Annotated in this window: 22 protein-coding genes; 10 read left to right on the forward strand and 12 right to left on the reverse strand. The window is 37.1% G+C overall.

Annotated elements, in window-relative coordinates; translation table 11 throughout:
* Positions 1 to 1,116 (forward strand): efflux RND transporter periplasmic adaptor subunit, encoded by a 1,116-nt coding sequence (locus FW781_RS12555; RefSeq protein ID WP_149387742.1) that lies wholly within the window; start codon positions 1 to 3, stop codon positions 1,114 to 1,116.
* On the forward strand, positions 1,116 to 4,214 hold the full coding sequence (locus FW781_RS12560; protein ID WP_149387743.1) for an efflux RND transporter permease subunit: 3,099 nt from the start codon (positions 1,116 to 1,118) through the stop codon (positions 4,212 to 4,214). The genes FW781_RS12555 and FW781_RS12560 overlap by 1 nt, the downstream gene beginning before the upstream one ends.
* 60 nt (positions 4,215 to 4,274) lie before the next feature.
* On the opposite strand, the gene FW781_RS12565 is transcribed toward FW781_RS12560, so the two are convergent.
* The 7 genes from FW781_RS12565 to FW781_RS12595 form a co-directional block, all read right to left on the reverse strand.
* Complete coding sequence (locus FW781_RS12565; RefSeq protein ID WP_149387744.1) at positions 4,275 to 5,030, reverse strand: DUF5995 family protein; 756 nt, start codon at positions 5,028 to 5,030, stop codon at positions 4,275 to 4,277.
* Positions 5,031 to 5,102: 72 nt separating this feature from the next.
* Entirely contained in the window at positions 5,103 to 5,336 is a 234-nt protein-coding gene (locus FW781_RS12570; RefSeq protein ID WP_149387745.1) for a bacteriocin-like protein, read from the reverse strand.
* A gap of 234 nt (positions 5,337 to 5,570) precedes the next feature.
* Positions 5,571 to 6,545, reverse strand: a complete 975-nt coding sequence (locus FW781_RS12575) for a DUF6624 domain-containing protein (RefSeq protein WP_149387746.1) — start codon at positions 6,543 to 6,545, stop codon at positions 5,571 to 5,573.
* Positions 6,546 to 6,600: 55 nt separating this feature from the next.
* Positions 6,601 to 7,374 (reverse strand): hypothetical protein, encoded by a 774-nt coding sequence (locus tag FW781_RS12580; RefSeq protein ID WP_149387747.1) that lies wholly within the window; start codon positions 7,372 to 7,374, stop codon positions 6,601 to 6,603.
* Positions 7,349 to 7,819, reverse strand: coding sequence for a YciI family protein (locus FW781_RS12585; RefSeq protein ID WP_149387748.1), 471 nt, complete (start codon positions 7,817 to 7,819; stop codon positions 7,349 to 7,351). Before FW781_RS12585 ends, FW781_RS12580 begins: the two co-directional genes overlap by 26 nt.
* 126 nt (positions 7,820 to 7,945) lie before the next feature.
* On the reverse strand, positions 7,946 to 9,124 hold the full coding sequence (gene pncB, locus FW781_RS12590) for a nicotinate phosphoribosyltransferase (protein ID WP_077413579.1): 1,179 nt from the start codon (positions 9,122 to 9,124) through the stop codon (positions 7,946 to 7,948).
* A gap of 95 nt (positions 9,125 to 9,219) precedes the next feature.
* A complete protein-coding gene (locus FW781_RS12595; RefSeq protein WP_110366432.1) occupies positions 9,220 to 9,696 on the reverse strand; it encodes a Dps family protein in 477 nt (158 codons plus the stop codon).
* Positions 9,697 to 10,153: 457 nt separating this feature from the next.
* Here FW781_RS12595 and rpsL point away from each other — a divergent pair, with 457 nt between their 5' ends.
* From rpsL to FW781_RS12635, 8 genes are all read left to right on the forward strand, one after another.
* On the forward strand, positions 10,154 to 10,567 hold the full coding sequence (gene rpsL, locus FW781_RS12600) for a 30S ribosomal protein S12 (protein WP_002983146.1): 414 nt from the start codon (positions 10,154 to 10,156) through the stop codon (positions 10,565 to 10,567).
* Positions 10,568 to 10,590: 23 nt separating this feature from the next.
* Positions 10,591 to 11,067, forward strand: a complete 477-nt coding sequence (gene rpsG / locus FW781_RS12605; RefSeq protein ID WP_034694654.1) for a 30S ribosomal protein S7 — start codon at positions 10,591 to 10,593, stop codon at positions 11,065 to 11,067.
* Between the two features lie 6 nt (positions 11,068 to 11,073).
* The gene (gene fusA / locus FW781_RS12610) at positions 11,074 to 13,191 is read left to right on the forward strand and encodes an elongation factor G (RefSeq protein WP_149387749.1); all 2,118 of its coding nucleotides are present in this window, start codon (positions 11,074 to 11,076) and stop codon (positions 13,189 to 13,191) included.
* Positions 13,192 to 13,207: 16 nt separating this feature from the next.
* Positions 13,208 to 13,513 carry a 30S ribosomal protein S10 gene (rpsJ, locus tag FW781_RS12615; RefSeq protein WP_002661363.1) on the forward strand — a complete coding sequence of 102 codons (306 nt, stop codon included), beginning with the start codon at positions 13,208 to 13,210 and terminating at the stop codon, positions 13,511 to 13,513.
* 325 nt (positions 13,514 to 13,838) lie between these two features.
* The gene (locus FW781_RS12620) at positions 13,839 to 16,094 is read left to right on the forward strand and encodes a TonB-dependent siderophore receptor (RefSeq protein ID WP_149387750.1); all 2,256 of its coding nucleotides are present in this window, start codon (positions 13,839 to 13,841) and stop codon (positions 16,092 to 16,094) included.
* A gap of 18 nt (positions 16,095 to 16,112) precedes the next feature.
* On the forward strand, positions 16,113 to 16,730 hold the full coding sequence (locus FW781_RS12625; protein WP_149387751.1) for a hypothetical protein: 618 nt from the start codon (positions 16,113 to 16,115) through the stop codon (positions 16,728 to 16,730).
* Positions 16,731 to 17,000: 270 nt separating this feature from the next.
* On the forward strand, positions 17,001 to 18,197 hold the full coding sequence (locus FW781_RS12630; protein WP_149387752.1) for a PepSY-associated TM helix domain-containing protein: 1,197 nt from the start codon (positions 17,001 to 17,003) through the stop codon (positions 18,195 to 18,197).
* Positions 18,198 to 18,293: 96 nt separating this feature from the next.
* Positions 18,294 to 18,794 carry a low affinity iron permease family protein gene (locus tag FW781_RS12635; RefSeq protein ID WP_149387753.1) on the forward strand — a complete coding sequence of 167 codons (501 nt, stop codon included), beginning with the start codon at positions 18,294 to 18,296 and terminating at the stop codon, positions 18,792 to 18,794.
* A gap of 25 nt (positions 18,795 to 18,819) precedes the next feature.
* Here FW781_RS12635 and FW781_RS12640 read toward each other — a convergent pair whose 3' ends face one another.
* The 5 genes from FW781_RS12640 to FW781_RS12660 form a co-directional block, all read right to left on the reverse strand.
* The gene (locus FW781_RS12640; protein WP_149387754.1) at positions 18,820 to 21,546 is read right to left on the reverse strand and encodes a hypothetical protein; all 2,727 of its coding nucleotides are present in this window, start codon (positions 21,544 to 21,546) and stop codon (positions 18,820 to 18,822) included.
* A 77-nt stretch (positions 21,547 to 21,623) separates the two neighbouring features.
* Entirely contained in the window at positions 21,624 to 22,601 is a 978-nt protein-coding gene (locus tag FW781_RS12645) for a hypothetical protein (protein WP_149387755.1), read from the reverse strand.
* A 172-nt stretch (positions 22,602 to 22,773) separates the two neighbouring features.
* Positions 22,774 to 23,196 (reverse strand): hypothetical protein, encoded by a 423-nt coding sequence (locus tag FW781_RS12650; protein WP_149387756.1) that lies wholly within the window; start codon positions 23,194 to 23,196, stop codon positions 22,774 to 22,776.
* Between the two features lie 178 nt (positions 23,197 to 23,374).
* Positions 23,375 to 24,187 carry a hypothetical protein gene (locus FW781_RS12655; RefSeq protein WP_149387757.1) on the reverse strand — a complete coding sequence of 271 codons (813 nt, stop codon included), beginning with the start codon at positions 24,185 to 24,187 and terminating at the stop codon, positions 23,375 to 23,377.
* A 5-nt stretch (positions 24,188 to 24,192) separates the two neighbouring features.
* Positions 24,193 to 24,924, reverse strand: a complete 732-nt coding sequence (locus FW781_RS12660; RefSeq protein WP_149387758.1) for an MIP/aquaporin family protein — start codon at positions 24,922 to 24,924, stop codon at positions 24,193 to 24,195.
* Positions 24,925 to 24,932 lie beyond the last annotated feature (8 nt).

Here is a 24,932-nt window from a genome sequence, read left to right on the forward strand (position 1 = left end):
ATGAACAAGAATACTACTAAATACATTGCTGCCATCTCCCTGTCTGCCTTAGTGATTTTTACAGGATGTACCGGAGAAAAAGAAAATAAAGAAGCTGAAAAAAGCTACTGCATCAGTAAAGAGCTGAAAAAAGATATCAAACTTGTAAAAGCCGAAATGCTTCCCATAGAAGAAAGCATTACCCTCACCGGAGAGGTAGAAAGTAACTCGGATAAAACGGTTCCTTTTGTAAGCCTTGTGGACGGAGTGGTGATAGATACCTATTTTTCTCTTGGCGATTATGTGAAAAAAGGGCAAAGTCTGGCCAGTGTAAAAAGCACCGCTGTCAATGAAATGCAGGATGATACCCAAACTTTACAGGCTCAGCTGGCAGTCGCAAAAAGAAAGCTGTCTTCTGTAGAAGCGATGTACAAAGATGATATTGCCTCTCAGAAAGATTTGCAGGAAGCCCGTTCCGAAGTTGCCATCTTACAATCTAATATTTCCAAGACACAGAAAAACATGCAGCTTTATTCCGCGGGCGGAAATACCATTCAGATTAAAGCTCCTGCAGACGGATATGTTATTTCAAAGAATATTTCCAAAGGAATGCCTGTTACTGCTGGAGGAGATCAGCTGTTTACCATTTCCAATCTGGATAAAGTCTGGGTAATGGCCAATGTATATGCTACCAATATGAGACATGTCTATGTAGATCAGCCGGTAGTGGTAAAGACTCTTGCTTATCCGGACGACAGCTTTTCAGGAAAAATAAATACCATTTCACAGGTTTTCAACGAAAATGAAAGAGTGCTCAAAGCCAAAATCATTATGGATAATAATGGAATGAAACTAAGACCGGGAATGTCTGCCGATGTTGTATTGCCCATTAATTCACAAAACAAAAGTGCACTGGCTATTCCTGCGAAAGCTTTAATCTTTGATAACAACCAAAGCTATGTAGTGGTTTATAAAAAAGACTGTGAGCTTGAGATAAGACCGGTAACGGAGATTGCTTCCAATAGCCGGTATATCTATGTAGAAGGTAATTTAAAGCCAGGTGAAAATGTCATCGCTTCCAATGGGCTGCTGATTTATGAAAACCTGAAAAACCAATTAAATAATTCCACGAAGTAATGCGAAAATTTGTACAGAATATTGTTTCCTTCTCTTTAAAAAACTCATTGATTGTTCTTTTGGGAACTTTTCTTTTGCTGGCCGGAGGAATCTATTCCTATATGCATACTCCTATTGAAGCATTTCCGGATGTTACCAATACCAGAGTAAGAGTTATTACCCAGTGGCCGGGAAGAAGTGCTGAAGAGATCGAAAAATTTGTCACATTACCTATTTCCAAAGAAATGAATGCGATCCCGAACAAAACTTCGGTGCGTTCTATTTCTTTATTCGGATTGTCTGTGGTGACGGTTATCTTTGATGATCATGTCGATGATTTTTATGCTCAGCAGTATGCTTCCAATAAACTCGGAAATGTAGAGCTTCCCGCTGGAGCAGAGTACAGTATTGAACCTCCCTCCGGTGCTACAGGCGAAATTTACAGATATATTATCAAGAGTAAACTTCCGATCAAAGAAGTAACAGCCATTCAGGATTGGGTGGTAGAAAGAGAATTGCTGGCAGTTCCAGGTGTGGCTGATGTAGTGAGCTTTGGCGGAGAAGAGAAAACATATGAAATAAAAATTAATCCTACGGAATTACACAATTATGACCTTTCCCCCTTGGATGTGTATGAAGCGGTTTCCAAAAGTAATATCAATGTAGGAGGAGATGTAGTGGCAAAAGGAGACCAGGCTTATGTAGTGCGGGGGATTGGTCTTTTGGAGAAAAAAGAAGATATTGAGAATATTCAGATCGAAGTAAAAGGATCTACGCCAATTTTGGTGAAACACGTGGCTGAAGTAAAAATTTCAGCAAAACCGAGGTTGGGGCAGGTAGGATACAACAAAGATAATGATGTCGTAGAAGGAATTGTCATCATGCTTCGTGGCGAAAACCCAAGTGAAGTGATTGCAAGGCTGAAAGACAGGATAGAAGAACTGAACGGAGGTGAACTTCCCGGTGATGTGCAGATTGTTCCGATCATAGACCGTACGGAGCTTGTAAATACTACCGTACATACCGTTTCCAAAAACCTTATTGAAGGAGTAATCCTGGTTTCTATTATTGTATTTATTTTCCTTTACAACTGGAGAACAACTTTCATTGTAGCATCTGTAATTCCTTTGGCTTTCCTGTTTGCTATTATTATGCTTAAAATACAGGGATTGCCGGCCAACCTGATTTCTATGGGAGCTCTGGATTTCGGATTGCTTCTGGAAGGAACACTGGTGATTGTAGAACACGTCTTTGTTGCTCTCGAGCTTAAAGCGAAAAAGATAGGCGTGCGGAGATTTAACAAAATTTCAAAACTAGGGATTATTAAGAAAAGTGCTGGAAGTGTAGCAAGTTATATTTTCTTCGCCCTGTTGATTCTTATCGTTGCCCTGATGCCGATTTTCTCTTTCCAGAAAGTAGAAGGAAAAATGTTCTCCCCATTAGCATTTACGCTGGGATATGCATTATTGGGATCATTGATCTTAAGTTTGACCTACGTTCCGGCAATGTGTAAACTTTTATTGACTAAAAACATTGAAGAGAAAGAAAACTTTATCTCCAGATTCTTCAGAGTGAATATCTATAGAATTTACGAATTCAGCGACCGTCACAAAAAAGGATTTATTATTGGTTTTGTTGCTTTACTTACCATTTGTGGATGGAGATTCTCCAATTATGGATCTGAATTTTTGCCCAAACTGAATGAAGGTGCAATCTATGTAAGAGCAACCCTTCCCAACAGTGTCAATCTGGATGAATCTGTACGATTGACCAAAGAGATGAAAGAGATTCTCATGAAATACGATGAAGTAAAATTTGTCATGACCCAGACAGGCCGTCCGAATGACGGAACAGATCCCACAGGTTTCTTTAATATCGAATTTAATATTCAGCTGAAACCGGAAAATGAATGGAAGAAAAAAGTATCCAAAGAAGAGCTCCTTGAAGAAATGAGGGTTTCCCTTGAAAAATATCCGGGAATCAACTTCGGATTCAGTCAGCCCATACAGGATAATGTGGAAGAATATGTGGCAGGAGTAAAAGCTCCGCTGGTCATTAAGATTTTTGGAAATGATCTTTTCGAACTTGAGAATTATGCCAATAAAGTTGCTAATTCCATAAGAACTGTTCCGGGAATATCAGACGTAAATGTTTTTAAAAATATCGGACTTCCGGAATTGAGAATACAGCTTCATGATTCCAAAATGGCAAAATATGGAGTCTCCACAGCGGATGCACAGGCTGTTATCGAAATGACAATCGGAGGGCAGGCTGCTACCAAATTTTATGAAGAAGAAAGAATGTTTGACGTAATGCTTAGGTTTGAAAAAGATTACAGGGATACTCCTGAAAAGATGGGAAACATTCTCATCCCGACTCAGGATAATAAGAAAGTGCCGTTGAAAGAAATTGCCACTATTGATTATCACACCGGACCGTCATTTATTTATCGTGAAGGAAACAGCAGATATATCGGAGTTGGATTCAATATTGAAGGTCGTGACCTGGGAAGTACCATTAAAGAAGCCAAAGCTAAAGTAGAAAAAGAAGTAAAGCTTCCGAAAAATCATAAAATGACCTGGGCCGGAGAATTTGAAAGCAAAGAAAGAGCTGCAAAACAGCTGGCAATGGTAGTGCCGATTTCCTTAGTTCTTATTCTTATGCTTTTATATTTCAATTTCGGAAATATAAAAGACACGCTGATTTCTTCCATCACACTGGCATTTGCATTTATCGGAGGATTTTTATCCCTTTGGTTTACGGGAACCATCTTCGGAATCTCAGCCGGAATCGGGTTCATTATCCTTTTTGGTGTTGCAACCATAGACGGTATCGTCTTGATAGGAGTTATGAAAGAAAATCTCCAAAACAGAATGTCCCTCAAAGAATCCATTGAAGAAGGAGTGAAGAGTAGAATCCGCCCGGTAGTGATGATCGCCCTGATGGGATCTATGGGACTTCTTCCGGCAGCAATGTCAAACGGAATGGGTTCCGAAATTCAGAAACCTTTAGCCATTATGATTGTAGGCGGGCTGATCGTCTGTATGCTACTGTCATTTACAATACTACCTATCATTTTCCATTATGCCTATCGTAGAAAGCATAAGGAAGCAATATAGTTTCTTTTATTTTGTTCATTATGAGGCCGGGATCCGTGAGGAAGATCCCGGCCTTTTTTGTTAGGAGTTTTTTGTAGATTCTAAAATTTCAATATTCTTCACCACATCACTGCTTTCACATTTTTTAAGTTCTTTTAAAAGAGCAGGAGTAAGGATCTTCGGATTTAGTATTTGGGTAGCAACTTTTGCAGCCGCATAATCTACTATGCCGATCACAGATTCTCTTAAGAAATTCGGAGTATTGGATGCTATGACTGCCGTCGCCCAGGAAGTATCTCTTGCTTTCGAAATAGCAAAATCAAGTACGGCATTATCCTTTCCGTTAGAGAGTTGGTCAACAAGATCTACCGGATAACAGATTTTGTTCAGAGAGTCCTGAACGTTCTGATTAATGGAAGCAATGACGTTATTAATGGTTTCAAAATCTTTTTTCAAAGGATTTATTTTCCGGTAAGGCATGACAGCTGCTGCGGAAATACCAAGATCCAGATTAATGTGAGCGTTCATCCCAAGGAAGATATGTTGTAATATCAACAGGTTTTTATTTTTAGCTGCTTCAAAGGCAATATACCAGGAATTGGTACATTTTTCTCCTTTGCTGTAGCTTTCCCATGCCTGAAGATATCTCTGTGCAAAAGCGAGATCAAGCAAAGTCATTCTGGGATTATCTTCAAACTTTTTCTGTTGGATCCCTTTCAGAACCTGCGCGGTCATGATCCTGTATGTACAGGCAAAATAACCTGCCGGACTTTGATTTTCTTTACACCAGATGATGATTTCATCCAGTTTTTTAAGAACTTCTTCAATGGTTTTCATGGTGGTTTTTGTTTATTTAAAGATAATAAAAAAGTGAGCTGGAAAGCTCACTGTATGTATTGTTCATTCAGATTATGGAGTGATTATAATCGGATCCGGAAAAGGTTCAAGAACCAGTGGTTTGCACATTGCTGCCGGTTGACAGGTTCCTCCCATGCATATAAAATTCGTCATCGTGGTGGTGCCGTCAGGACATCTGATCATGCCTTCACCGTGGCATCCTCCGGGACATTCTGCCGGATACAAAGTTCCTCCAAGGACATCTTTCAAATCTGTTCTTGAAAGTTTTGTTAAGTTCTTTTTCATGGTTTAATTTTTTTTGTTTAGTAAATTAATTTATTCTTAACACTCTTATAATTAAATAAGTAGGTTTGAAAATATTAAACTAAAGTAGTAAATTATTCTATGATAATTGAATTATTTATGATAAATATTAAAATGAAGGTTGGATTTTGTTACAATGCCAAATAAGTTTAAAATAGAAGAATGTCAGTTGGATTTGAGATCTGACTATGAATAGTATCTTGAAGCGCTTTCTGTTTATTTGTGCTTTATTTTTGCCTCCAGTTCAGGCAAGTCTTTTTTATATTGTTCAGCATCCCATTTCATTTGCCAATTTTTTACATACTCTGCCAATGGGGGAAGGCCAACGTCTGCACGTCTTTTATCTACATTTTCAGGATCTTCTAGCGGGGATACATAATATATCTGTGTTTCAGGATCACGTCCGATCTGACTGCCGTAAATTTGTCTTTTACCTTGTCTCAGGGCCACCCTGTCCTCGAGAAGGGCCAGACTGCTGCTTTGTGCTTTACCATTTTTTACAGCATCTCTCATCATGGGTAAATATTTTTCCTGTGTTGCCTGATCTGCATGTTGGATAACAAGAAATAATGTAACGCTTCCCTGTCCGCCCACAACATCAGGACCCAGCCAGCCATATTTATCAAGAATGGCTTTTACTTCAATAAGATTTAGTGAATCTTTTTTATTGATAAGCTGCCAGTGATCATTCATTTCTTTTGAGTTTCCACCGTATTTTTTTTCAATATCAGCGATTTGTTGTCTGTACTTTTGATCTTCATTATAAATGGTACCAAGCTTTGCGACCAAGGGTTTGTTCAAATTTGCTTCTGCTTTCTCCTGATTCTGTTTGATTTTTCCGATGAGAGGCTTCCATCGTTTATCATTATGTAAAGAGCTAAGATCTGTATCTGTTGTTATATGGTTATAATTACTGAATTTTACTGCAATCCTTTCAAGCTGGGAAAATGCACTGTCGGGCCCTGATGCCATTGCCCAAGAGCATGCTGCGTTGTACCTGTCATTTACAGACGCTTTCCAGCCATTAGATTTAAATGCTTCTGAATAGTTGCTGGCAGAGTTTTTGAAATCCTTGGCCTGGTAAAGTGATTCAGCCGTTTTTACTTTTTCAGTGTATTCTTTGGGAACAGTTTGTCCGAAGAGCAGTTTTGTTGATGCTAAAAACAGCAATACAAATAGTCTTATTTTCATGGTTGATTTTGTTTATTTAAAGATAATAAAAATGTGAGTCAGAAGCTCACCTTATTTATTTTTTACTTTTTGTATAAGAAATAAACTTGATTTTATTTTCTTTAATTTCAATAATTCCTGGCTTGGGCTGCTGGAGATAAATTTTCTGATAAGTTTCTGATTCCTTTATAATTAATGGATGTTCAGAAAAAAAATCTTTATCCATTTCCTTTATTGTATAGAATTTGTTGTCCCGAAGTTCTGAAATTGTAGCTTTAGTATTGCTGTAATTTAATAGAATTGAATATAGCTTTTGTTTATATACAAAGCTTGACATGATAACGGCTCCAGCAGTATCTATCAGTTTTTTTGCTCCCTTTGAGGAATGAGATTCGTATTCCCTTGTAATAATACCAGGGTGATAAAGAGGTATTATAGTAGTCTGGCTCATTTTTTCAGGATCAGTAATTTCTAGAATATCTGAACTTCCAAAAAGATGTGACAAAGAATTGGATATATAATACTTATTATTAATTTTATTGACAGAAACAGGACAAGTTGCTTCTGCATAATATATTTTTCCCGATTTCTTATTTTTAAAATAAACAGTTCCTCCCCATTCTCCGGAACAGGTTTTCCATACTTCATATTTTGTATCATTATAAAGTAATCCGGGATGAGGTAACACTTTTATTTTTTTGATGTCATCAACAATATCCCTGTCAACCTTCTCGGTACTAAATTCAAAAAGGGTTTTCTGTTTTCCACAGCTTATTATTAATAATAAAGATAAAAGCACAAATAAAATTTGTGCTTTATATTGATTAAGGATTTTCTTTTGAGATTTCATCGTGGTGTTTAAGATACAAAGGCAGTGCTGCTGAACCATACCAAGGAAAAATTTCATAACTAAAGACTCCGGCTTGTACAGCGGGATCTGTTTTTACCCATTGTTCAGCTTCTTCCTTAGACTTGGTATTGAAAATAAACATACCACGGTAGTTTTCTTTATTCTTTTCAAGGAAAGGTCCGGCAACAACAATTTTACCCTCATCGGCCAGTTTCCCGATATTGGCCATATGACCTTTCATCAATTCACTCATTTTGGCTTTGTCTTCAATCTTGGCAGAGCCTGTTGTTAGCATGACAATTGTATAAGGTTTCATCCCATATTTGTCAGCTCCCAGTGATGTGGCCAATTCCTGATTGTACTTAGGTTTTTCTACTTTCTTTTCCTGTGCAAAGGATAATGCTGATATGAGGAGACATGCGGTTAGTAATATTCTTGATTTCATCTTTTTTTATTTTGATAAATATAATAAAACCTTAAAGATTTCGGAGAGCTGAATTTCAAAAATGATATGATACAAAAAAACCTCGATGGTTACGAGGTTATATTTAATTGTTCTGATGAAGTAATATTAATCCTTTATTCTTAAAAACTCTTTAGCCAGTTCAATCATCTTAGGATCTCCTGTGTATTTACCATGTTCATCTGAAAGTTTTACCGTTGGAATCCATTCTTTATTAGGAGCCTGTACACCAATAAGTTTCATTACGATGTTCATTGGCTTCAATCCGACATCATTGGTAAGGTTGGTTCCAATTCCGAATGAAATGCCAATTTTTCCTCTGCAGTAATTGGTGATTTCCTCTACTTTTTCAAGATTTAGCGCATCTGAAAAAATAATATATTTAAACATAGGATTGATGCCATTTCTTTGATAATGGGCAATAGTTTTGTCTGCAAATTCTAAAGCATCCCCGCTGTCGTGACGTACACCATCGAAAAGCTTCGCAAATTTTTTGTCAAACTGCTGGAAGAAAACATCTGTAGTATAAGTATCAGATAAGGCAACTCCAAGATCACCTCTGTATACATCTACCCAATGTTCCAGTGCCATTTCATTGGCCATTTTGAACCCATATTCGGCAGCATGGAACATAAACCATTCATGGGCATGCGTTCCGATAGGTTTTACACCATACTTCATAGCAAAATGAACATTTGAACTTCCAATAAAAGTTGATTCTCTTTTTTGAGTCAATGCTTCCATCACCAGGTTCTGTACCTTATAAGAATGTCTTCTTCTTGTTCCAAATTCGGCAAAGGTTACTCCAAGTCTGCCTAATGAGTCTGCTTTTTCTATCGTTTTGCTCATCACCACTTCATTGGAGTCTCTTTCCATATGGTTCATTTCATAATGCAGCTCACTGATCAAGGCCAATAAAGGAACTTCCCAGAGAATTGTTCTGTACCAAAGTCCTTCTACAACAACGGAAAGATCACCTCCTTCCTGATGTATTTTCACTTCAGAAGGATCATAATGGTATCCTTCCAGGAAATCCAGATAAGGAAGATCAATATAAGGACATGTTCTTGCCATGAACTTTTTCTCGTCTTTCGTAAGTTTAAGTTCAGCCATTTTATTAACGGCTTCCCTTAACGCAACATCAAATCCTTCCGGAAAGTGGTGTTTCCCTCTGTTGATAAATTCATATTTTACAATAGAACTAGGGAATAGCTTTACCACTGCATTCTGCATGGTTATTTTATAAAAGTCATTATCTAGGATAGAGTTCAGTCTTACGTCGTTCATGATATGTGTAATTTTAACGCAAATATAAATATAAAAAATAAAATCGCCTAAATGTAAGGCGATTTTTTTGAATTATTTCCATGCTTATGATGGAGTTATTTTCCAAGATAAGAATTGTACATCCAAACTTCTTTCTCCTGTTCGGTAATATAATCGCTCATTTGCGAATTGGTACCTTCATCTCCTGCTTCATCCGTAATATCTAAAAGTTCTCTCTGCAGATCAATGACTACTTTGAAAGAATTTAAAATCTGCTCAACACTTTTGGTGCCGTCAGTAACTTCTTTGCTTTCTTTAATGGTTGCTACCTTTAAATAATCTGAATAGTTGTGTGCAGGAGTAGCTCCCAGCGTAAGAATTCTTTCTGCAATTTCATCAATCTTTAAAACAAGACTGTTATATAATTCCTCAAACTTTGGATGAAGGGTGAAGAACTGTTCTCCTTTGATATTCCAGTGAGAACCTCTTGTATTCTGATAAAATACAGAATAGTTAGCTAAAAGTACATTTAATTTTTCTGAGATTTTTTTGCAATCGGCTTCTTTAAGGCCAATAATACTAGCATTTTTCATATGTATATATTTATTTTTTTAAGATTAGATACCATCACCGGATTCAGTTGAGATACTGTAGAGTTCCATTAAGGTGACAGATGTGTTTATCATTTTGTATACCCAAATTTACGAAATATCGTGCCGAACTCCCTTGATTATTAATAGATGATAACTATACGAAAGTTTTTTAAAATAGTTTGGATGTATCAGATGAGATCTTCAGACTTGCTTTCAAAATGAAGAATTACGCGGTCATCTTTTAGAATGTAAATTTCATAATTATTTAATACTCATTTTTTCAGCGGATAAATTTCTGTTTTTCTGTTCCTTTTCCGCATGTATATTATGCTTCTTTGATTGTCATATAGAAACATGTACGATTTCGGATGTAAGTATTTGATTTTAATTTTTATATAAGTGTTTGCAGATTAAAAAAATATTACTATTTTTGCACCCTAAAATAAAAAGCAATTAAATGCCTACTATTCAACAATTAGTAAGAAAAGGAAGAGCCACGCTTGCCAAGAAGAGCAAATCGGCTGCCCTTGATTCTTGTCCACAAAGACGTGGTGTATGTACGAGAGTATATACAACTACACCTAAGAAACCTAACTCTGCACTTAGAAAAGTTGCAAGGGTAAGACTTTCTAACGGTAAAGAAGTGAATGCCTATATCCCGGGCGAAGGACATAATCTACAGGAGCACTCGATAGTATTGGTTAGAGGCGGAAGGGTGAAAGACCTACCGGGAGTACGTTACCACATCGTAAGAGGTGCATTAGACACAGCTGGTGTAAATGGAAGAACTCAGAGAAGATCTAAGTACGGAGCTAAGAGACCTAAACCAGGACAAGCAGCTGCTGCTCCTGCAAAAGGAAAGAAAAAATAATCATTAAATAAGGTACAAAAGCAATGAGAAAGACAAAAGCGAAAAAAAGACCGTTGTTACCAGATCCGAAATTTAATGATCAATTGGTAACGAGATTCGTAAACAACTTAATGCTTGACGGTAAGAAGTCAATTGCATTCAAAATTTTCTATGATGCATTAGAGATCGTAGAAACTAAAAAAGGAGATAACGAAAAAACTGCACTTGAAATCTGGAAAGATGCACTTACAAATGTAATGCCTCACGTAGAAGTACGTTCTAGAAGAGTAGGTGGAGCTAACTTCCAAATCCCTATGCCAATCAGAGCTGATAGAAAAATTTCTATGGCAATGAAATGGTTAATCAAATATTCTAAAGCTAGAAATGATAAGTCTATGGCTTTGAAATTAGCTAACGAAGTTGTAGCTGCTTCAAGAGAAGAAGGTGCTGCTTTCAAAAAGAAATCTGATACTCACAAAATGGCGGAAGCTAACAAGGCTTTCTCACACTTCAAATTCTAATCTGAAATGGGAAGAGATCTTAAATTTACAAGAAATATTGGTATCGCTGCTCACATTGATGCAGGTAAGACTACCACTACAGAAAGGATTCTATTCTATACAGGGGTAAACCACAAAATTGGAGAAGTTCACGATGGTGCTTCTACAATGGACTGGATGGAGCAGGAAGCAGAAAGAGGTATTACCATTACTTCTGCAGCTACCACTTGTTCTTGGAACTTTCCAACAGATCAAGGAAAAGCTTTACCTGAAACTAAGCCTTACCACTTCAACATCATTGATACACCGGGACACGTTGACTTCACTGTAGAAGTAAACAGATCTTTAAGAGTATTGGATGGATTGGTATTCTTATTCTCTGCAGTAGATGGAGTAGAGCCTCAGTCTGAAACAAACTGGAGACTTGCTGACAACTACAAAGTTGCAAGAATGGGATTCGTAAACAAAATGGACAGACAAGGTGCTGACTTCCTTAACGTGGTAAACCAGGTTAAAGAAATGCTAGGATCTAACGCAGTTCCAATCGTTTTACCAATCGGTGCTGAAGAAGACTTCAAAGGTGTAGTTGACTTAATTAAAAACAGAGCGATCATCTGGGATGAAGCAGGACAAGGAGCTACTTTCGAAGTAGTGCCAATTCCTGAAGATATGAAAGATGAAGTTCTTGAATATAGAGAGAAACTAGTAGAAGCTGTTTCTGAATATGACGAAACTTTGATGGAGAAATTCTTCGAAGATCCGGATTCAATTACAGAAGAAGAAATCAATGCTGCATTGAGAGCTGCTACTATCGATTTATCTATTATCCCAATGACTTGTGGTTCTTCATTCAAGAATAAAGGAGTACAGTTTATGTTGGATGCAGTATGTAAATACTTGCCTTCTCCATTGGATAAAGATGATATCAAAGGTACTGATCCAAGAACTGACGCTGAAATCACAAGAAAACCATCTGTAGATGAGCCTTTCTCTGCATTAGCATTTAAGATTGCTACTGACCCGTTCGTGGGAAGACTAGCATTCTTCAGAGCTTACTCAGGAAGACTAGATGCAGGTTCTTATATCTTGAACACTCGTTCAGGTGATAAAGAAAGAATCTCAAGAATCTATCAGATGCATGCTAACAAGCAAAACCCAGTAGAATATATTGAAGCTGGTGATATTGGTGCAGCAGTAGGATTTAAGTCTATCAAAACTGGTGATACGATGTGTGACGAGAAAAACCCAATCGTTCTTGAATCGATGGTTTTCCCTGATCCGGTAATTGGTATCGCTGTTGAGCCTAAAACTAAAGCTGACCAGGATAAAATGGGTAACGCTTTAGCTAAATTGGCTGAAGAAGATCCTACGTTTACGGTTAGAACTGACGAAGCTTCTGGACAAACGATTATCTCTGGTATGGGTGAGCTTCACTTGGATATCATTGTTGACCGTATGAAGAGAGAATTCAAAGTAGAAGTAAACCAAGGACAACCTCAGGTAGAATACAAAGAAAACTTAACAAAAGTTGCCAGCCACAGAGAAGTTTACAAAAAGCAATCTGGAGGTAAAGGTAAATTTGCTGATATCGTATTTGAATTAGGACCTGCAGACGAAGGTAAAGTTGGTTTAGAATTCATCAATGAGATCAAAGGTGGTAACGTTCCTAGAGAATTTGTTCCTGCAATTGAAAAAGGCTTTAAAGCTGCAATGAAGAACGGTCCTTTGGCTGGTTTCGAAGTTGAAGGTATTAAAGTGACTCTTAAGGATGGATCTTTCCACGCAGTGGATTCTGATGCTCTTTCGTTTGAAATGGCTGCTAAATTAGGATTTAAAGAAGCGGGACGTGCTGCTAAGCCAGTAATTATGGAGCCTATTATGAAACTGGAAGTTGTAACTCCAGAAGAATATATGGGTAACATCATTGGTGACCTTAACAAAAGAAGAGGTACTATCAGTGGTCAGGAAGAGAAAAACGGTGCTGTTGTAATCAAAGGTTCTGTTCCACTTTCTGAAATGTTTGGATATGTAACTACTCTAAGAACACTTTCATCAGGAAGAGCTACTTCTTCTATGGAATTAGAGAAGTACCAAGCTACTCCACAAAACGTTGCTGAAGAAATCATAGCTAAAGCAAAAGGTTAATTTTTAAATTAAAGAAATGTCACAAAGAATCAGAATAAAACTAAAATCTTACGATTACAACTTGGTAGACAAGTCTGCTGAGAAAATCGTAAAAACGGTAAAGGCTACTGGTGCTGTTGTAAACGGTCCAATTCCATTGCCAACGAATAAGAGAATCTTCACAGTGTTGAGATCTCCGCACGTAAACAAAAAAGCAAGAGAGCAGTTCCAATTATCAGCTCACAAGAGACTAATGGATATCTACTCTTCTTCTTCTAAAACTGTTGATGCTCTAATGAAATTAGAACTTCCTTCAGGTGTAGACGTTGAAATTAAAGTGTGATAAATGCATACTTTGCAATGATTATACAATCCGTTCCTTTTTAGGGACGGATTTTTTTGTGCATATTTTCGATACATGAGATCAAAAGAAGAAAATCAGATTTGTAAACCAGCAGATCTGATTTTTTTGGATTGTACTTTCTATAATCATATAAAGGCTTAGGGGTATTACTCTTAATGATAGAGTAGATCTATTTAGGCATTTTAAAGAGTCCTTAAGTTGAATTAATGATCTGATATTAATACTTCTTTTCAGGGTGACATATGTCACACTTGTTTATTTATTTAGAATTAATAAAAATAATAATTTTGCCAAAAATTATCAGATGAATAAAGTAGTATCCTTTTCTCTGCTGTTGTTGGGTGGAGTTCTGGCCAATGCGCAGAAAGTAAATGATTCAGTTAAACACAAGAAAATTGAAGAAGTAGAACTGTTTGGTGAAAAAAAGAAACAACCACAAGGGTTGGATGCAATTACCAGATTGCCATTGAAAACCAGAGATCAGATTCAAAGTATTTCTGTGATTTCCCATAAAGCAATTGAAGAATTAGGAGCACTTACAGTCACTGATGTTGCCAAAAATGTTCCGGGAGTAACCTTATTTTCAAGCTATGGCGGAGGAAACGAAAGTATGTCTATCAGAGGGTATCGTGGAGTTCCAGTATTGAAAAACGGAGTTCAGCTGGATTCGGATTTCCGTACTGCAGGGATGATCACTGATATGCAGGGAGTAGAAAGTATTCAGGTTATCAAAGGATCAGCTGCTATTGGTCAGGGAATAGGTAATGGTTTGGGATCTGCAGGAGGTGTGATCAATGTTGTAACAAAAAGGCCACAGTTTATTGATCAGACTAATGTAGGATTTCGCTACGGAAGCTGGGATTTTTACAGACCTACAGTTGATTTCCAGAGAGTATTGGATTCTCAGGGAAAAGTAGCGGTGAGATTCAATGGAGCTTATCAGAATAACAATTCATTCAGAAGCCATGTACAGGGAGAAAGAATTTATGTAAACCCATCCGTCGCTTTCCGTCCGGATGATAAAACATACATCAATGTGGAAATGGATTATCTTCATGATAAAAGAACACCGGACAGAGGAACAATAAACCTTGCACCGGGAACTGTTGAAGCATTATATCATATGCCAAAAGGAAAATTTTTAGGATATACATCTGATTATTCAAAAACTGAGGCATTCAACTTTGCGACTACAATCGTACGTAACCTTACGGATAAATTAAAAGTGAGAGCAGCTTTTGTTAATTCCATAAGCAATACAGATTCTGAGGCTTCATCTGTGTCATTGCCGGCTGGAGAAACCAACTATAATATCAGACAGCGTACCATAGGAAAATCACAGGGAGAAGATATTAACAAAGTATTACAGTTAGACTTCATTGGAGAGAAAATAAAGACAGGATTTATTAATCATACATTTCAGGTTGGTTTTGACTGGAGAGAAACAGAAACATCTTCTACAACCTTTGAAGCATACAAAAATTCAATTGCACCAGAAAATTTAATTACTGCACGTGCCACAAAAATCGGAAATACAACTTATGCTGCCAATCCACTTGATATTGTTGATGTAGTGAATGGAAGCATTCCCAATCAGCTTCCTGTGAATGTCATCTATAAAAATCTGGGAAGATCAAACGCGGTATTGACGCCAAGTATCGGAGCAATGGCTCAGGATGTGATGACGATCGGAAAATATGTAAAAGCTCATTTGGGACTTCGTTACAGCAGACTCAATGGTTCTGCCAATGAATCTGTAGATACATGGAATCCTAATTTTGGATTGATTGTTTCACCACTTCCAAATGTTAATGTATTTGGATCATATACTACAACAACGTCTTTAAGGTCTTCTAATAATTTCCTTTTAGACGGTGGAAGAGTAGGTCCATCAATGACTAAACAATGGGAAGCTGGAATTAAATCAGATTGGTTTAATGAACGTTTAAGATTTAACGTAACTGTATTTGACATTAAAACAGATCACCTTTCTTTCACTATTCTTGACGAAAATTATAACCCTGTTGTGATTGACAAACAAACCATGTACGGTCTTGCGGGAAACCTTAGAAGAAAAGGAGTGGAAGTAGAATTGATCGGACGAATTCTGCCAAACCTACAGGTAATGTCTGGATGGGCATATCTTGATGCTCAGTATCAGGACAGCCCAGCGTACATGAACGGATCTGCACCAATGAACGCTCCTAAACATACTGCAAACGGATGGTTAAATTATAAATTCAATAAAGGTACTTTATCAGGACTTGATGTAGGAGCAGGAATTTATTACGTAGGAAAAAGACCGGTTGATGAATGGACTCAAAAGACATTTACAGCAGGTCACCTTAACAGCGTGAAGCCTGGAGACAAACCTTTTGATATGCCGGAATATACAACAGTAGATGCTCAGGCAGGATATACACTGAAAAATGGAATGGGAATAAGAGTATTCTTTAATAACATCTTTGATAGTGTAGGATATAGCTCTTATTTCAGAGGAGGGTACATCGATCAGATTCAGCCTAGAAACTTTGCTGTACAGGTAAACTATAAATTCTAATCAACAAAATCATACATTATGAAAAATATCAAAACTATATTCTTAGCATTGGCTCTTGGTGCAGCGGCTGTGTCATGTTCCGGAGACAAAAAGAAAGGAATAGATTATAACCAGTTTAAAACAGAAGTGAAACTTACTCCTGAACAGGAAAAGAGCTTTAACGAGATTACTGCAAAATATCAGCAGCTTCAGGAGCAGAACTTTCAGGCAGCAAAAGCTCAGGGTGGTAATATGGACCGCGTAGCTTTAGGAATAAAAAATGAAGAACTGAGAGCGCAGCAGTCTATTGAAATGGCTACCGTTTTAGATGGTCCTCAGATGGAAAAGTTCAATAAGTTTGTAGATGAAAATTCCAGAAAAAGACCAAGATATGACAATGTATTGTTAGAAAGAATCAAAACGGAAGCACAGCTTTCTGAAGATGAGTTCAAAGTAGTAAATGCTGCTAATGATGCCTTTGAAAAAGCATTCAATGATGCGCACGATGTATATCATGGGAACAACGATCTGGCTAAAGAATACTGGGAGAAATTTGATGCCCAAAGAAAAGCTGCTATTCAGAAAGCACTAAGTCCTGAGCACTATACGAAGTTTGAAACAATCGTAAAAGAAGTTCAGTTCAAAGGAAGAAAATAAACGACATTGATACCAGTGAGGGCTGGAAGCAGGAAGAAGGAGATGGATATGATATTGGGCTAAAAGTTCTTACTACTTTTAAGAAAACGTATTCAATTTGGTGAATGTAGATTAAAGTTTGGTCAGTAATCTTTTAGACTAAATAACTTCCATCAAAAGCTTCATGCTTCCTTTCCCGAATTTGTATTAACTTTTTTTAATTTATTCATATCAATTTTAATTTAAAACATTAAGACGGTACAACTGTCTTAATGTTTTTGCTGTTAAATAATGAGAGTATTACTTAAAAGCCTTTACAGGAAAAGAAGAAAAAACGAATCGGTTACAAAATACCTGATGTGGATCATCCATCTCTGGCTGGGACTTTTATCAAGTACCATTGTTTTTGTTATGTGTCTTACCGGCTGTCTCTATGCATTCAAAAATCAGATTATTGATTTTAGCAACAGGGATAAAGTATACATAAGCCCGGATTCTGGAAAAGCAATGAACCCTGACCTGATCCGGGCAGAATTATTAAAACATAATAAAGAACTTACTTCTCTGATGATTCCCGATGATAAAGGGGAAAGCTATGTAATCGGTTACCGTGAAAATAATTTGGATAAAAGTACTTACTATAACCAGTATACAGGAGAAGCTCTTGGGCAGCCTGATGTTGGTTCCGGCAGATTCTTTGAAATTGTTCTTGATCTTCATAGAAATCTGATGATGGGAAATGCAGGAAGACAGATTGTAGGAGCTTCAGTTCTTATGTTTTGCATGCTGCTGATTTCAGGATTTATTCTTTGGCTCCCAAAGAAACTGAAGTTTGTGAAACAAGGGCTCACCGTTATGATCAAAGCAAAATTTCAAAGGGTCAATTATGATCTGCACAATACACTGGGGTTTTATACTTTTCTGATGCTTTTCTTTATTGCCGTTACCGGATTATATGTGACTTATCCTTGGGTGAAAAATATGCTTATCATAAGTCTGGGAGGAACGTCAATAGAGAATATTTCAAAAGGAAAAGACAGTGGAGATGATGCGTTCGGAGGACTTCTGGAAGATATGCTTCAGAAACAGGACGAAAAGAAAAACCTGAAAGACATTACTTCCGCTTCTGTGGATAAGATTTTAAAGCTGGCAGACCACCATCTTCCTTATACTGCTGTTACAAGTATAGAGCTTCCCAATAAAGAAAATCCGCGGTATGTTGTGATCAAAACCAACAGGCAAAACTTCCTTGGAATGATGTTTCCGGATGAAGTGACATTTGATAAAACCGGAGTTTTCAAGACAAAAGAACTGTTTTCGGACAAACCTTTGAACAAACAGTTTACATCGTTAGCAAAACCCTTGCATACAGGAGAGATCATGGGACTGCCCAGTATCATTCTTTACTTTGTTGTTTCTTTTATCGGCTGCTCTCTGCCGGTGACCGGATTTCTGATCTGGTGGCACAGATTCCGAAAAATGAAATAAGAATAAATTCAGTCTGAAATATTTAGATACCTCAAATTCATCATATTTTTCCGTTTTCAGATTAATTTTTTATACATTTATTATTAAAACAACATTATGGGGCATAAGGGAAATTCTTTTTTTGAAAAATTTTCAAACTGGGCTGTAAAATTTACAGGAAGTCCATACGCTTTTATGGGAGCTTTCCTTATTGTAGTAGTGTGGGCCGTTTCCGGACCTTTTTTTGACTATTCAGAAACCTGGCAGCTGGTCATCAATACGGGAACCACTATTATTACCTTTCTGATGGTATTCCTTATTCAGAAAGCCCAGAATAAAGATTCAAAAGCTATACAAATCAAGCTTAATGAAATTATTGCTGCCCACGAAAAAGCAAGCAATCGAATCGTAGATATTGAAGATCTTACGGAAGCAGAATTGGACCAGCTTCATATCTATTATGAAAAACTGGGTGAGCTTGCTAAAAAAGATGCAGATATTCATACTTCCCATTCCATTGACGCAGCGCAGAGAAATCAGGATTACAAATACGAATTCTTCAAAAGGAAACATGAAGAATGGATGCAGAAAAAAGAACAAAAAAAGGAATCAATTTGATTCCTTTTTTATTTAATTAAACTGGTTACTTCATAAAATAGCTGAAATAACTACAGCTTCCCATCAGGCTTTTCGTTGTTTCAGTATCGGAATACTGTGCTTTCAACTGAGCAAAATAGGTTCTGTATTTTTGATTTTTAAGATTGTCCATTTCCTTTTGGCGGGCGTCTTCTTTTTCAGACCATTTCGGATCAGAATAATCAAAATCTTTTGGAGCCTTGGCTTCGTACTGATAATATTTACCCTGTTCAGCACTTGCCATCTGGAATAAGATTCTTGCTTTTTCTTCTTTATTGTTGGAAAGCTTAAGTGCCTTTTGATAATAGCTGATAGATAGATCAAAATTATCAGGTTCAATATAAGAAGTGTCCAGGAAGTTTTTATAATAATACTTGTAAGGATTCTTTCTGTCAGTATTCCAGAAGTCATATTTACCTCCGTTGCTGTTGTCAATATCCATTACAAACAGTTGACGATAGTATCCTAAAATAGAGGTATTATACAATAGGTTTCCGATAAGCTGGTTGGCTTTTGCTGCTTTTTCACCCGTTCCGTTTCCGATCTTTTTAAGCTGAATCAATACATCAGCCAGCTCAAGTTTATCCATGCTGGTTGTAATAAAAGGGAAATCGGTATAGCTCTCAGCTTTCATACTTTCCGCATCTGGACTTCCGAAACTTTCCCAAACATTATGCCCGAATACAAGATTTGATATATTTTTAAATCCATCATATTCAGTAGAAGTGTATTGCTTAGCTGTGATAGTCTGTCCATTCTTTTCAGTCCATTCATAATTCTGTCTTGGAATACCGGCAAAGCTTTTTGCTTTTTCATAATAAGATTTAGCCTTTTCAAAATCGGCAAGTCTCATGGCTCTGTCACCGTAAATAGTACTGAAGAATGCGTCTACATTTCCTACACTATCCATGTTTTTAGCAATAATCTGCTGTTCAAACTGGGTTTTGTTTGGCTTTCTGTAAAATTCTTCCACACTTTTCACGAGGCTGGAGTTCGGGTTGTACTGAAGATCTGAAAGCTTATTGTTCATCAGGAATGATTTTCCGTCTTCACCCTGAAGAAAATAACGGTTTGCCATAACATCCTTTAAGAAATCAGCAGTAGATGGCACTTCACCATAATAATCGAAATTATCTGTAGTGGCTGTGTCTTTTTCTACCTTTTTTTCCACGAAATACTCAGCATATTCTTTCATCAGATGATCTTCATAATCGGCGTCAATCCTTGGCTGGGAAACAATGTCATTCAGAACTTTCATTCGTTTGATTTCTTCCAGATATTCAGGATTTGTTGTTTTAATATCTTCCAGAATTTCTGTACTTCCTTTATAATCTTTTTTCAGGAATTTAAGATAAGCATCTGCAATCTGCCAATATTCATCCTTAGACTTTTCTTTTGTTTTATCAGTGAATTTTTGAAGGTCGTCAAGATAGTCCTTCATTTTATCATCATACCCGTAGCCGGAAGTAGTATAGAATGGAATTCTGTTTGGATTATCCAGCAATTCGTCATCGCTTTGATCCGTTTTCTTTCCGTCAGCAGATTCTTTAGATTTTGAACCTCCGAACAGGTTTTTAAAGAATCTTACAATTTTTTGCCAGAAAGAAAGCTTCTCCTCCTTTACTTCAGTGGTGGTAGCGGCTTGAGTATCTTTTGTAGCAGTATTATTATCCGCTTTTCCTCTTTGTACATAAGGATTATTGGCAGCGTCTGAAGTGTAATAATACGTAGGCAGATAACTTCTTTCCAGTTCATTGATGCTTCTTGCGGCCATTACCTTCAGGATCTCAGAATCAGGATTGATCTCATACATCTTTTCCATGGTAGGAATCGGATTGTTGAAGTCTTCATATCCTAAAAGGAAATATGCCATATTTTTTTCTTCATTGGTATTGGCTCTTTTCATAATATTGCTGAAAGATGCCGTATCAGAAAGTTTCATAGAAACAAATGCAGATTCCTTGCGGTCTTTGCTGTTCATGAATACCTGAAAGAAATTCCAGTTGGCATCACTGTTCATTTCCAATCCTCTCTGTGCTCCTGCTAATTGGTCCAGAGACATGAAGTAAACTGTTCCTTTTAATTTGATTGGGGCAACATAGGTTTTGAAAGCCTGTACTGCAGAATCATAGTTTCTGGTATAATGATTAAGACGCACCAGCTGGTATCCGTAACGTTGCTTGATCTCGGGGTTTCTTGCCGCATTGTACAAAGACGTTAAAGCAGCAATGGTTTTATTATAATCAAGAGCTGTAGCATTTTTCCTGTTGGCATCTCTGTCGTAATAAAATGAATTTTCATTTTCAACATAATTGATGCTCATGTAAGGTTCCAGATACTTAGCTTCAATCAAATAATCAAGACCTTCCTTGTATTTTTGGTAAAATCCTGTTCCTAGCTTTTGTAGAAGAGGATTTGTTGGACTTCCGTTCTTTAAGGCATTCAGGTCGTTCATACTCATCTTATACACCAGATTCTGAGTCTCGGTATAGCTAAGCTGATTGTTAAAGAATTTTTTCCATGTTTCAATATTATCATCAGGAATCAATGCCGGATTGTAACCTCCATAAAATCTGCTGGAATAATTATGCAGAAAAGGAAGATAAGCCTTGTCTTTGATGATGGTTTGCGTAAAAAGGTTGAAGTAATCATAATCAGGATCTGACCATGCGCATGCGTCAGATTTTGTATAGAAAAGTGATACAACCGCAAGTGAAAGAATATACTTTTTCATAGGGTTTGTAGTTTTTTTAGTTTCTTAATAGTTTATGTTTTGGTCTTGGCAATAGTGTACCTCAATCTCCGGGAGATTTAAAATTTTCGATCTAACACAAATTTACTATCTAATTGATAATAAATAATATTAAAATGTGGGATTTTTTTCTGTAAAAAAGAGATCACCTCTTCAAGCTGTTCTTCTGAGATTTCCTCTACCTTTATTTTGAAGCCTTTGTTTAAATAACTTCCAAAATAGAATCCATCTTTCAAAACCTGAATTTCATGATCGGATATTTTTTTGAAATTTGAATTTTCAAGATTTCTTTTGGATAAAGCATTGATCAGTTTGTGTCTGCCCAAATGATTGGTGACAATTCCCCATGAATAAATAGGAAGTGCTACTTCAATTTTTTTGATAGGGTAGTCTTCCATTTTTGAAAGATAGCTTTTTAGGATGTTGATATCCAGAATCGAGTTCTTGTCAGAATTTTCCAGTGGTGATGAAGTGGAGTAGCACATCAGATACACTTTTTCAACAGGAGGAATTCCGGTCTGCTTTTTATCTTTTACCTGATGAAGACGGAGCGTGCATGTGATTTCCTTTCCGGAGATTTTTTTGAGTTCTTTCAGAAATTTAAAATAATCATTTCGTGTCCCGGCTGTCCAGTCGCAGTCAATCTGAATTTCATTGTTGGTTTTCAGATGATACTCTTCCGCTTTCTTTTGAATCAATAGATGGATGCTTTCCGCAAGAAACCTGATCTCTTCTGCAGAAATGCCCAATAGAGTCTGATTAGTAATGAAAACGGTGGGAACAATCTGTTTATCTGTTTGGAAACTTTTGTCTTTTGTGATAATGGCTACCGGCTGAAATTTTCCGTTCACTTTATCCACATCAAAAAATCTGGTGTATAAGTAAGGAACAGTTGCTTGATCTACTGTTTTCCTTTCTTCGTGGTCCAGCTTCAGGTTGGTTTTCCAGTAATAAAATGTGTAAGGATGATTCTCTTTCCTGCCGCATGATGCAACAAGAAAAAGAAGAAATACAAATAAAATTTTAAAATGTCTCATTGATACAAATCACTCTTGAAGCCACAATTCATTGTAGCTGTATGTTTTTTTTCAAAAATAAAGATATTTAAGTAAAATGTAAACCGTAAAATCCGGTGATTAATTTTATGGGATCACTTTTCACAACAAGAAAGCCGCCCTGATGGAGCGACTCTCTTTATATACTATTTTACTACTTGTAAAGTTCACTTTCGCATTTACAGGTTTCCTGATCAATGCTCTCACTGGAAGAACAGCATCCATCAAGGTGTAGAATATTTCCCCTTTCATCGGTAAGGTAAATTTTGTCTTTGTCGAATTTCACCAAAAATGTTTCGTCATATTCTTTGAAGACTACTTTCATTACTTTATTAGGAGCATATTTTCCGGCATTGATTTCCTCTGTGGTTTCTTTTCCGTCGGCCTGATTCACCTGAATATATCCAAAATGAACGTCACCGTTTGTTTTTATATCCAGATAATAGTGAGGAGTACCGGTGCCGCTGTATCCTTTCATGATATCAAAGCTTCTGTGTCCGGTAAAAGGCACCTTTACCTGCTGGGCTAAGGTAAAAATACTGATACACAGGATCATTAAACTGAAAATCTTTTTCATTAATCTTTTTTTTCAAAAGTAAAGATATTTAAGCAAAGTGTTCTCCGTAAAAACCCGGTTATTATCGGGATTTTTACCGTATTTTAAATTTACTACATCATTCTCCTTTTAGGAAGTACAATGTAGCAAAAAACCACCCTAAAAGGAGTGGCTTATCTATAATTTAGTTTGATTCAGATTAAAAAACAGTTGCAGCAAGCTGAATTCTGGCATATTTATTAGATGGATTCCACATTGCCATCATGGATACAGGAAGACTGTAATGATCTGTGATCTTAACCACTTTTCCTGCTTTTACCCCTATATTTACAATGTCGAAGCTGTTTTTGCCATTACCATACAAAAAGGTTTTGTCGTTAAGAGCAAATCCGGCTCCTACAAAAGCATCCAGGTTTACTTTCTGTCCACTGATGACAGGATAAGTTGCCTGCACATAAGTAGAGTATTTGTTTTTCTTATAAGTTCCGTCAGCTTCCAGAATGACTTCTCCCGCATTGGCTCCTCCATACAGCATGATATCTGCTTCAATATTGATCGGAAAAGAAGGTCCGAAAGTATAATTTGTTCTTAAATCAATAATATGGGCGGTTCTTCTCTGTGAATAGCTGAAGATATCATCAGCGGCCACTGCAGTATTGATATTCCTGGAGTTATAAAGATCCCATAATCCAATATAAAAACGACCGTCGGAATATTGAATATAGTAATTGATCTCCTTATAATGGGTGTTGTCCTTGTCATCGGCTAATGCAGAAGCTCCCCAAATTCCCACTTTCCATTTCTTCTCCGCATCCAGAGCATATGACAGATTTCCCATCACAACAGGTTTATCTGTAATAATAAGACCTCTCCATAAGTGATTGTTCTGAATGTTGGCGGTAAAATCAAGTCTTCCTTCTTTGGTATCCTTAGCTTCACCATTTTCCTGTGAAAATAACCTTCCTGTGCCTATAGCAAGAAGAAAGATTCCCTTTAAGATTTTTTTCATCATTTGTTTTATTTTAAAAATCCATATATAAGTGCTGCGATAATAGCCCCTATAATAGGGCCTACAACAGGAATCCAGGCATACCCCCAATCACTGCTTCCTTTTACAGGTAAAATAGCATGCATGATTCTTGGTGCAAGATCTCTTGCCGGGTTGATGGCATATCCTGTAGTTCCTCCAAGAGATAAACCAATTGCCCAAACTACAAATGTAACAGGGATTGCTCCAATAGAACCAAGTCCTACTTTAGCGGCTGGATCTGCCTGTAAAGAAATACTTGGATCCGCAAAATAGAATACACAGAATACCAGAACAAATGTTCCGATAATCTCACTGATCAGATTAGAAGATGTTTTCCTGATAGCCGGGCCAGTACTGAAGCAGGCTAGTTTAGCTCCTTCATCTTCCGTAATTGCAAAATGATCTTTGTGGAACAGCCACACTAAAAATGCTCCCAGCATTCCTCCAATCATCTGAGCTGCGATATAAGACGGAACAAGATCCCAGGAAAATTTCCCTGCAGTGGCTAGTCCAATAGTTACAGCTGGGTTCAGATGGGCACCACTTATTGGCCCCGCAACGGTTACTCCCACAAAAACGGCTAGTGCCCAAGCGGTAGTAATAACAATCCATCCGGAATTATTTCCTTTCGTATCTTTTAAGACAACATTGGCTACAACACCGTTGCCTAGCAATATAAGAAGCATCGTCCCGATAACTTCTGCAATAAATGGGGTCATATAAGTTT

This window comes from Chryseobacterium panacisoli, assembly GCF_008274625.1.
GTDB classification, from domain to species: Bacteria; Bacteroidota; Bacteroidia; order Flavobacteriales; family Weeksellaceae; genus Chryseobacterium; species Chryseobacterium panacisoli.

Excerpts from the sequence above, each read along its gene's own strand:
- FW781_RS12555 (WP_149387742.1), top strand. The coding sequence starts at position 1 with ATGAACAAGAATACTACTAAATACATTGCTGCCATCTCCCTGTCTGCC.
- FW781_RS12560 (WP_149387743.1), top strand. The coding sequence starts at position 1,116 with ATGCGAAAATTTGTACAGAATATTGTTTCCTTCTCTTTAAAAAACTCA.
- FW781_RS12565 (WP_149387744.1), bottom strand. The coding sequence starts at position 5,030 with ATGAAAACCATTGAAGAAGTTCTTAAAAAACTGGATGAAATCATCATC.
- FW781_RS12570 (WP_149387745.1), bottom strand. The coding sequence starts at position 5,336 with ATGAAAAAGAACTTAACAAAACTTTCAAGAACAGATTTGAAAGATGTC.
- FW781_RS12575 (WP_149387746.1), bottom strand. The coding sequence starts at position 6,545 with ATGAAAATAAGACTATTTGTATTGCTGTTTTTAGCATCAACAAAACTG.
- FW781_RS12580 (WP_149387747.1), bottom strand. The coding sequence starts at position 7,374 with ATGAAATCTCAAAAGAAAATCCTTAATCAATATAAAGCACAAATTTTA.
- FW781_RS12585 (WP_149387748.1), bottom strand. The coding sequence starts at position 7,819 with ATGAAATCAAGAATATTACTAACCGCATGTCTCCTCATATCAGCATTA.
- pncB (WP_077413579.1), bottom strand. The coding sequence starts at position 9,124 with ATGAACGACGTAAGACTGAACTCTATCCTAGATAATGACTTTTATAAA.
- FW781_RS12595 (WP_110366432.1), bottom strand. The coding sequence starts at position 9,696 with ATGAAAAATGCTAGTATTATTGGCCTTAAAGAAGCCGATTGCAAAAAA.
- rpsL (WP_002983146.1), top strand. The coding sequence starts at position 10,154 with ATGCCTACTATTCAACAATTAGTAAGAAAAGGAAGAGCCACGCTTGCC.
- rpsG (WP_034694654.1), top strand. The coding sequence starts at position 10,591 with ATGAGAAAGACAAAAGCGAAAAAAAGACCGTTGTTACCAGATCCGAAA.
- fusA (WP_149387749.1), top strand. The coding sequence starts at position 11,074 with ATGGGAAGAGATCTTAAATTTACAAGAAATATTGGTATCGCTGCTCAC.
- rpsJ (WP_002661363.1), top strand. The coding sequence starts at position 13,208 with ATGTCACAAAGAATCAGAATAAAACTAAAATCTTACGATTACAACTTG.
- FW781_RS12620 (WP_149387750.1), top strand. The coding sequence starts at position 13,839 with ATGAATAAAGTAGTATCCTTTTCTCTGCTGTTGTTGGGTGGAGTTCTG.
- FW781_RS12625 (WP_149387751.1), top strand. The coding sequence starts at position 16,113 with ATGAAAAATATCAAAACTATATTCTTAGCATTGGCTCTTGGTGCAGCG.
- FW781_RS12630 (WP_149387752.1), top strand. The coding sequence starts at position 17,001 with ATGAGAGTATTACTTAAAAGCCTTTACAGGAAAAGAAGAAAAAACGAA.
- FW781_RS12635 (WP_149387753.1), top strand. The coding sequence starts at position 18,294 with ATGGGGCATAAGGGAAATTCTTTTTTTGAAAAATTTTCAAACTGGGCT.
- FW781_RS12640 (WP_149387754.1), bottom strand. The coding sequence starts at position 21,546 with ATGAAAAAGTATATTCTTTCACTTGCGGTTGTATCACTTTTCTATACA.
- FW781_RS12645 (WP_149387755.1), bottom strand. The coding sequence starts at position 22,601 with ATGAGACATTTTAAAATTTTATTTGTATTTCTTCTTTTTCTTGTTGCA.
- FW781_RS12650 (WP_149387756.1), bottom strand. The coding sequence starts at position 23,196 with ATGAAAAAGATTTTCAGTTTAATGATCCTGTGTATCAGTATTTTTACC.
- FW781_RS12655 (WP_149387757.1), bottom strand. The coding sequence starts at position 24,187 with ATGATGAAAAAAATCTTAAAGGGAATCTTTCTTCTTGCTATAGGCACA.
- FW781_RS12660 (WP_149387758.1), bottom strand. The coding sequence starts at position 24,924 with ATGACCCCATTTATTGCAGAAGTTATCGGGACGATGCTTCTTATATTG.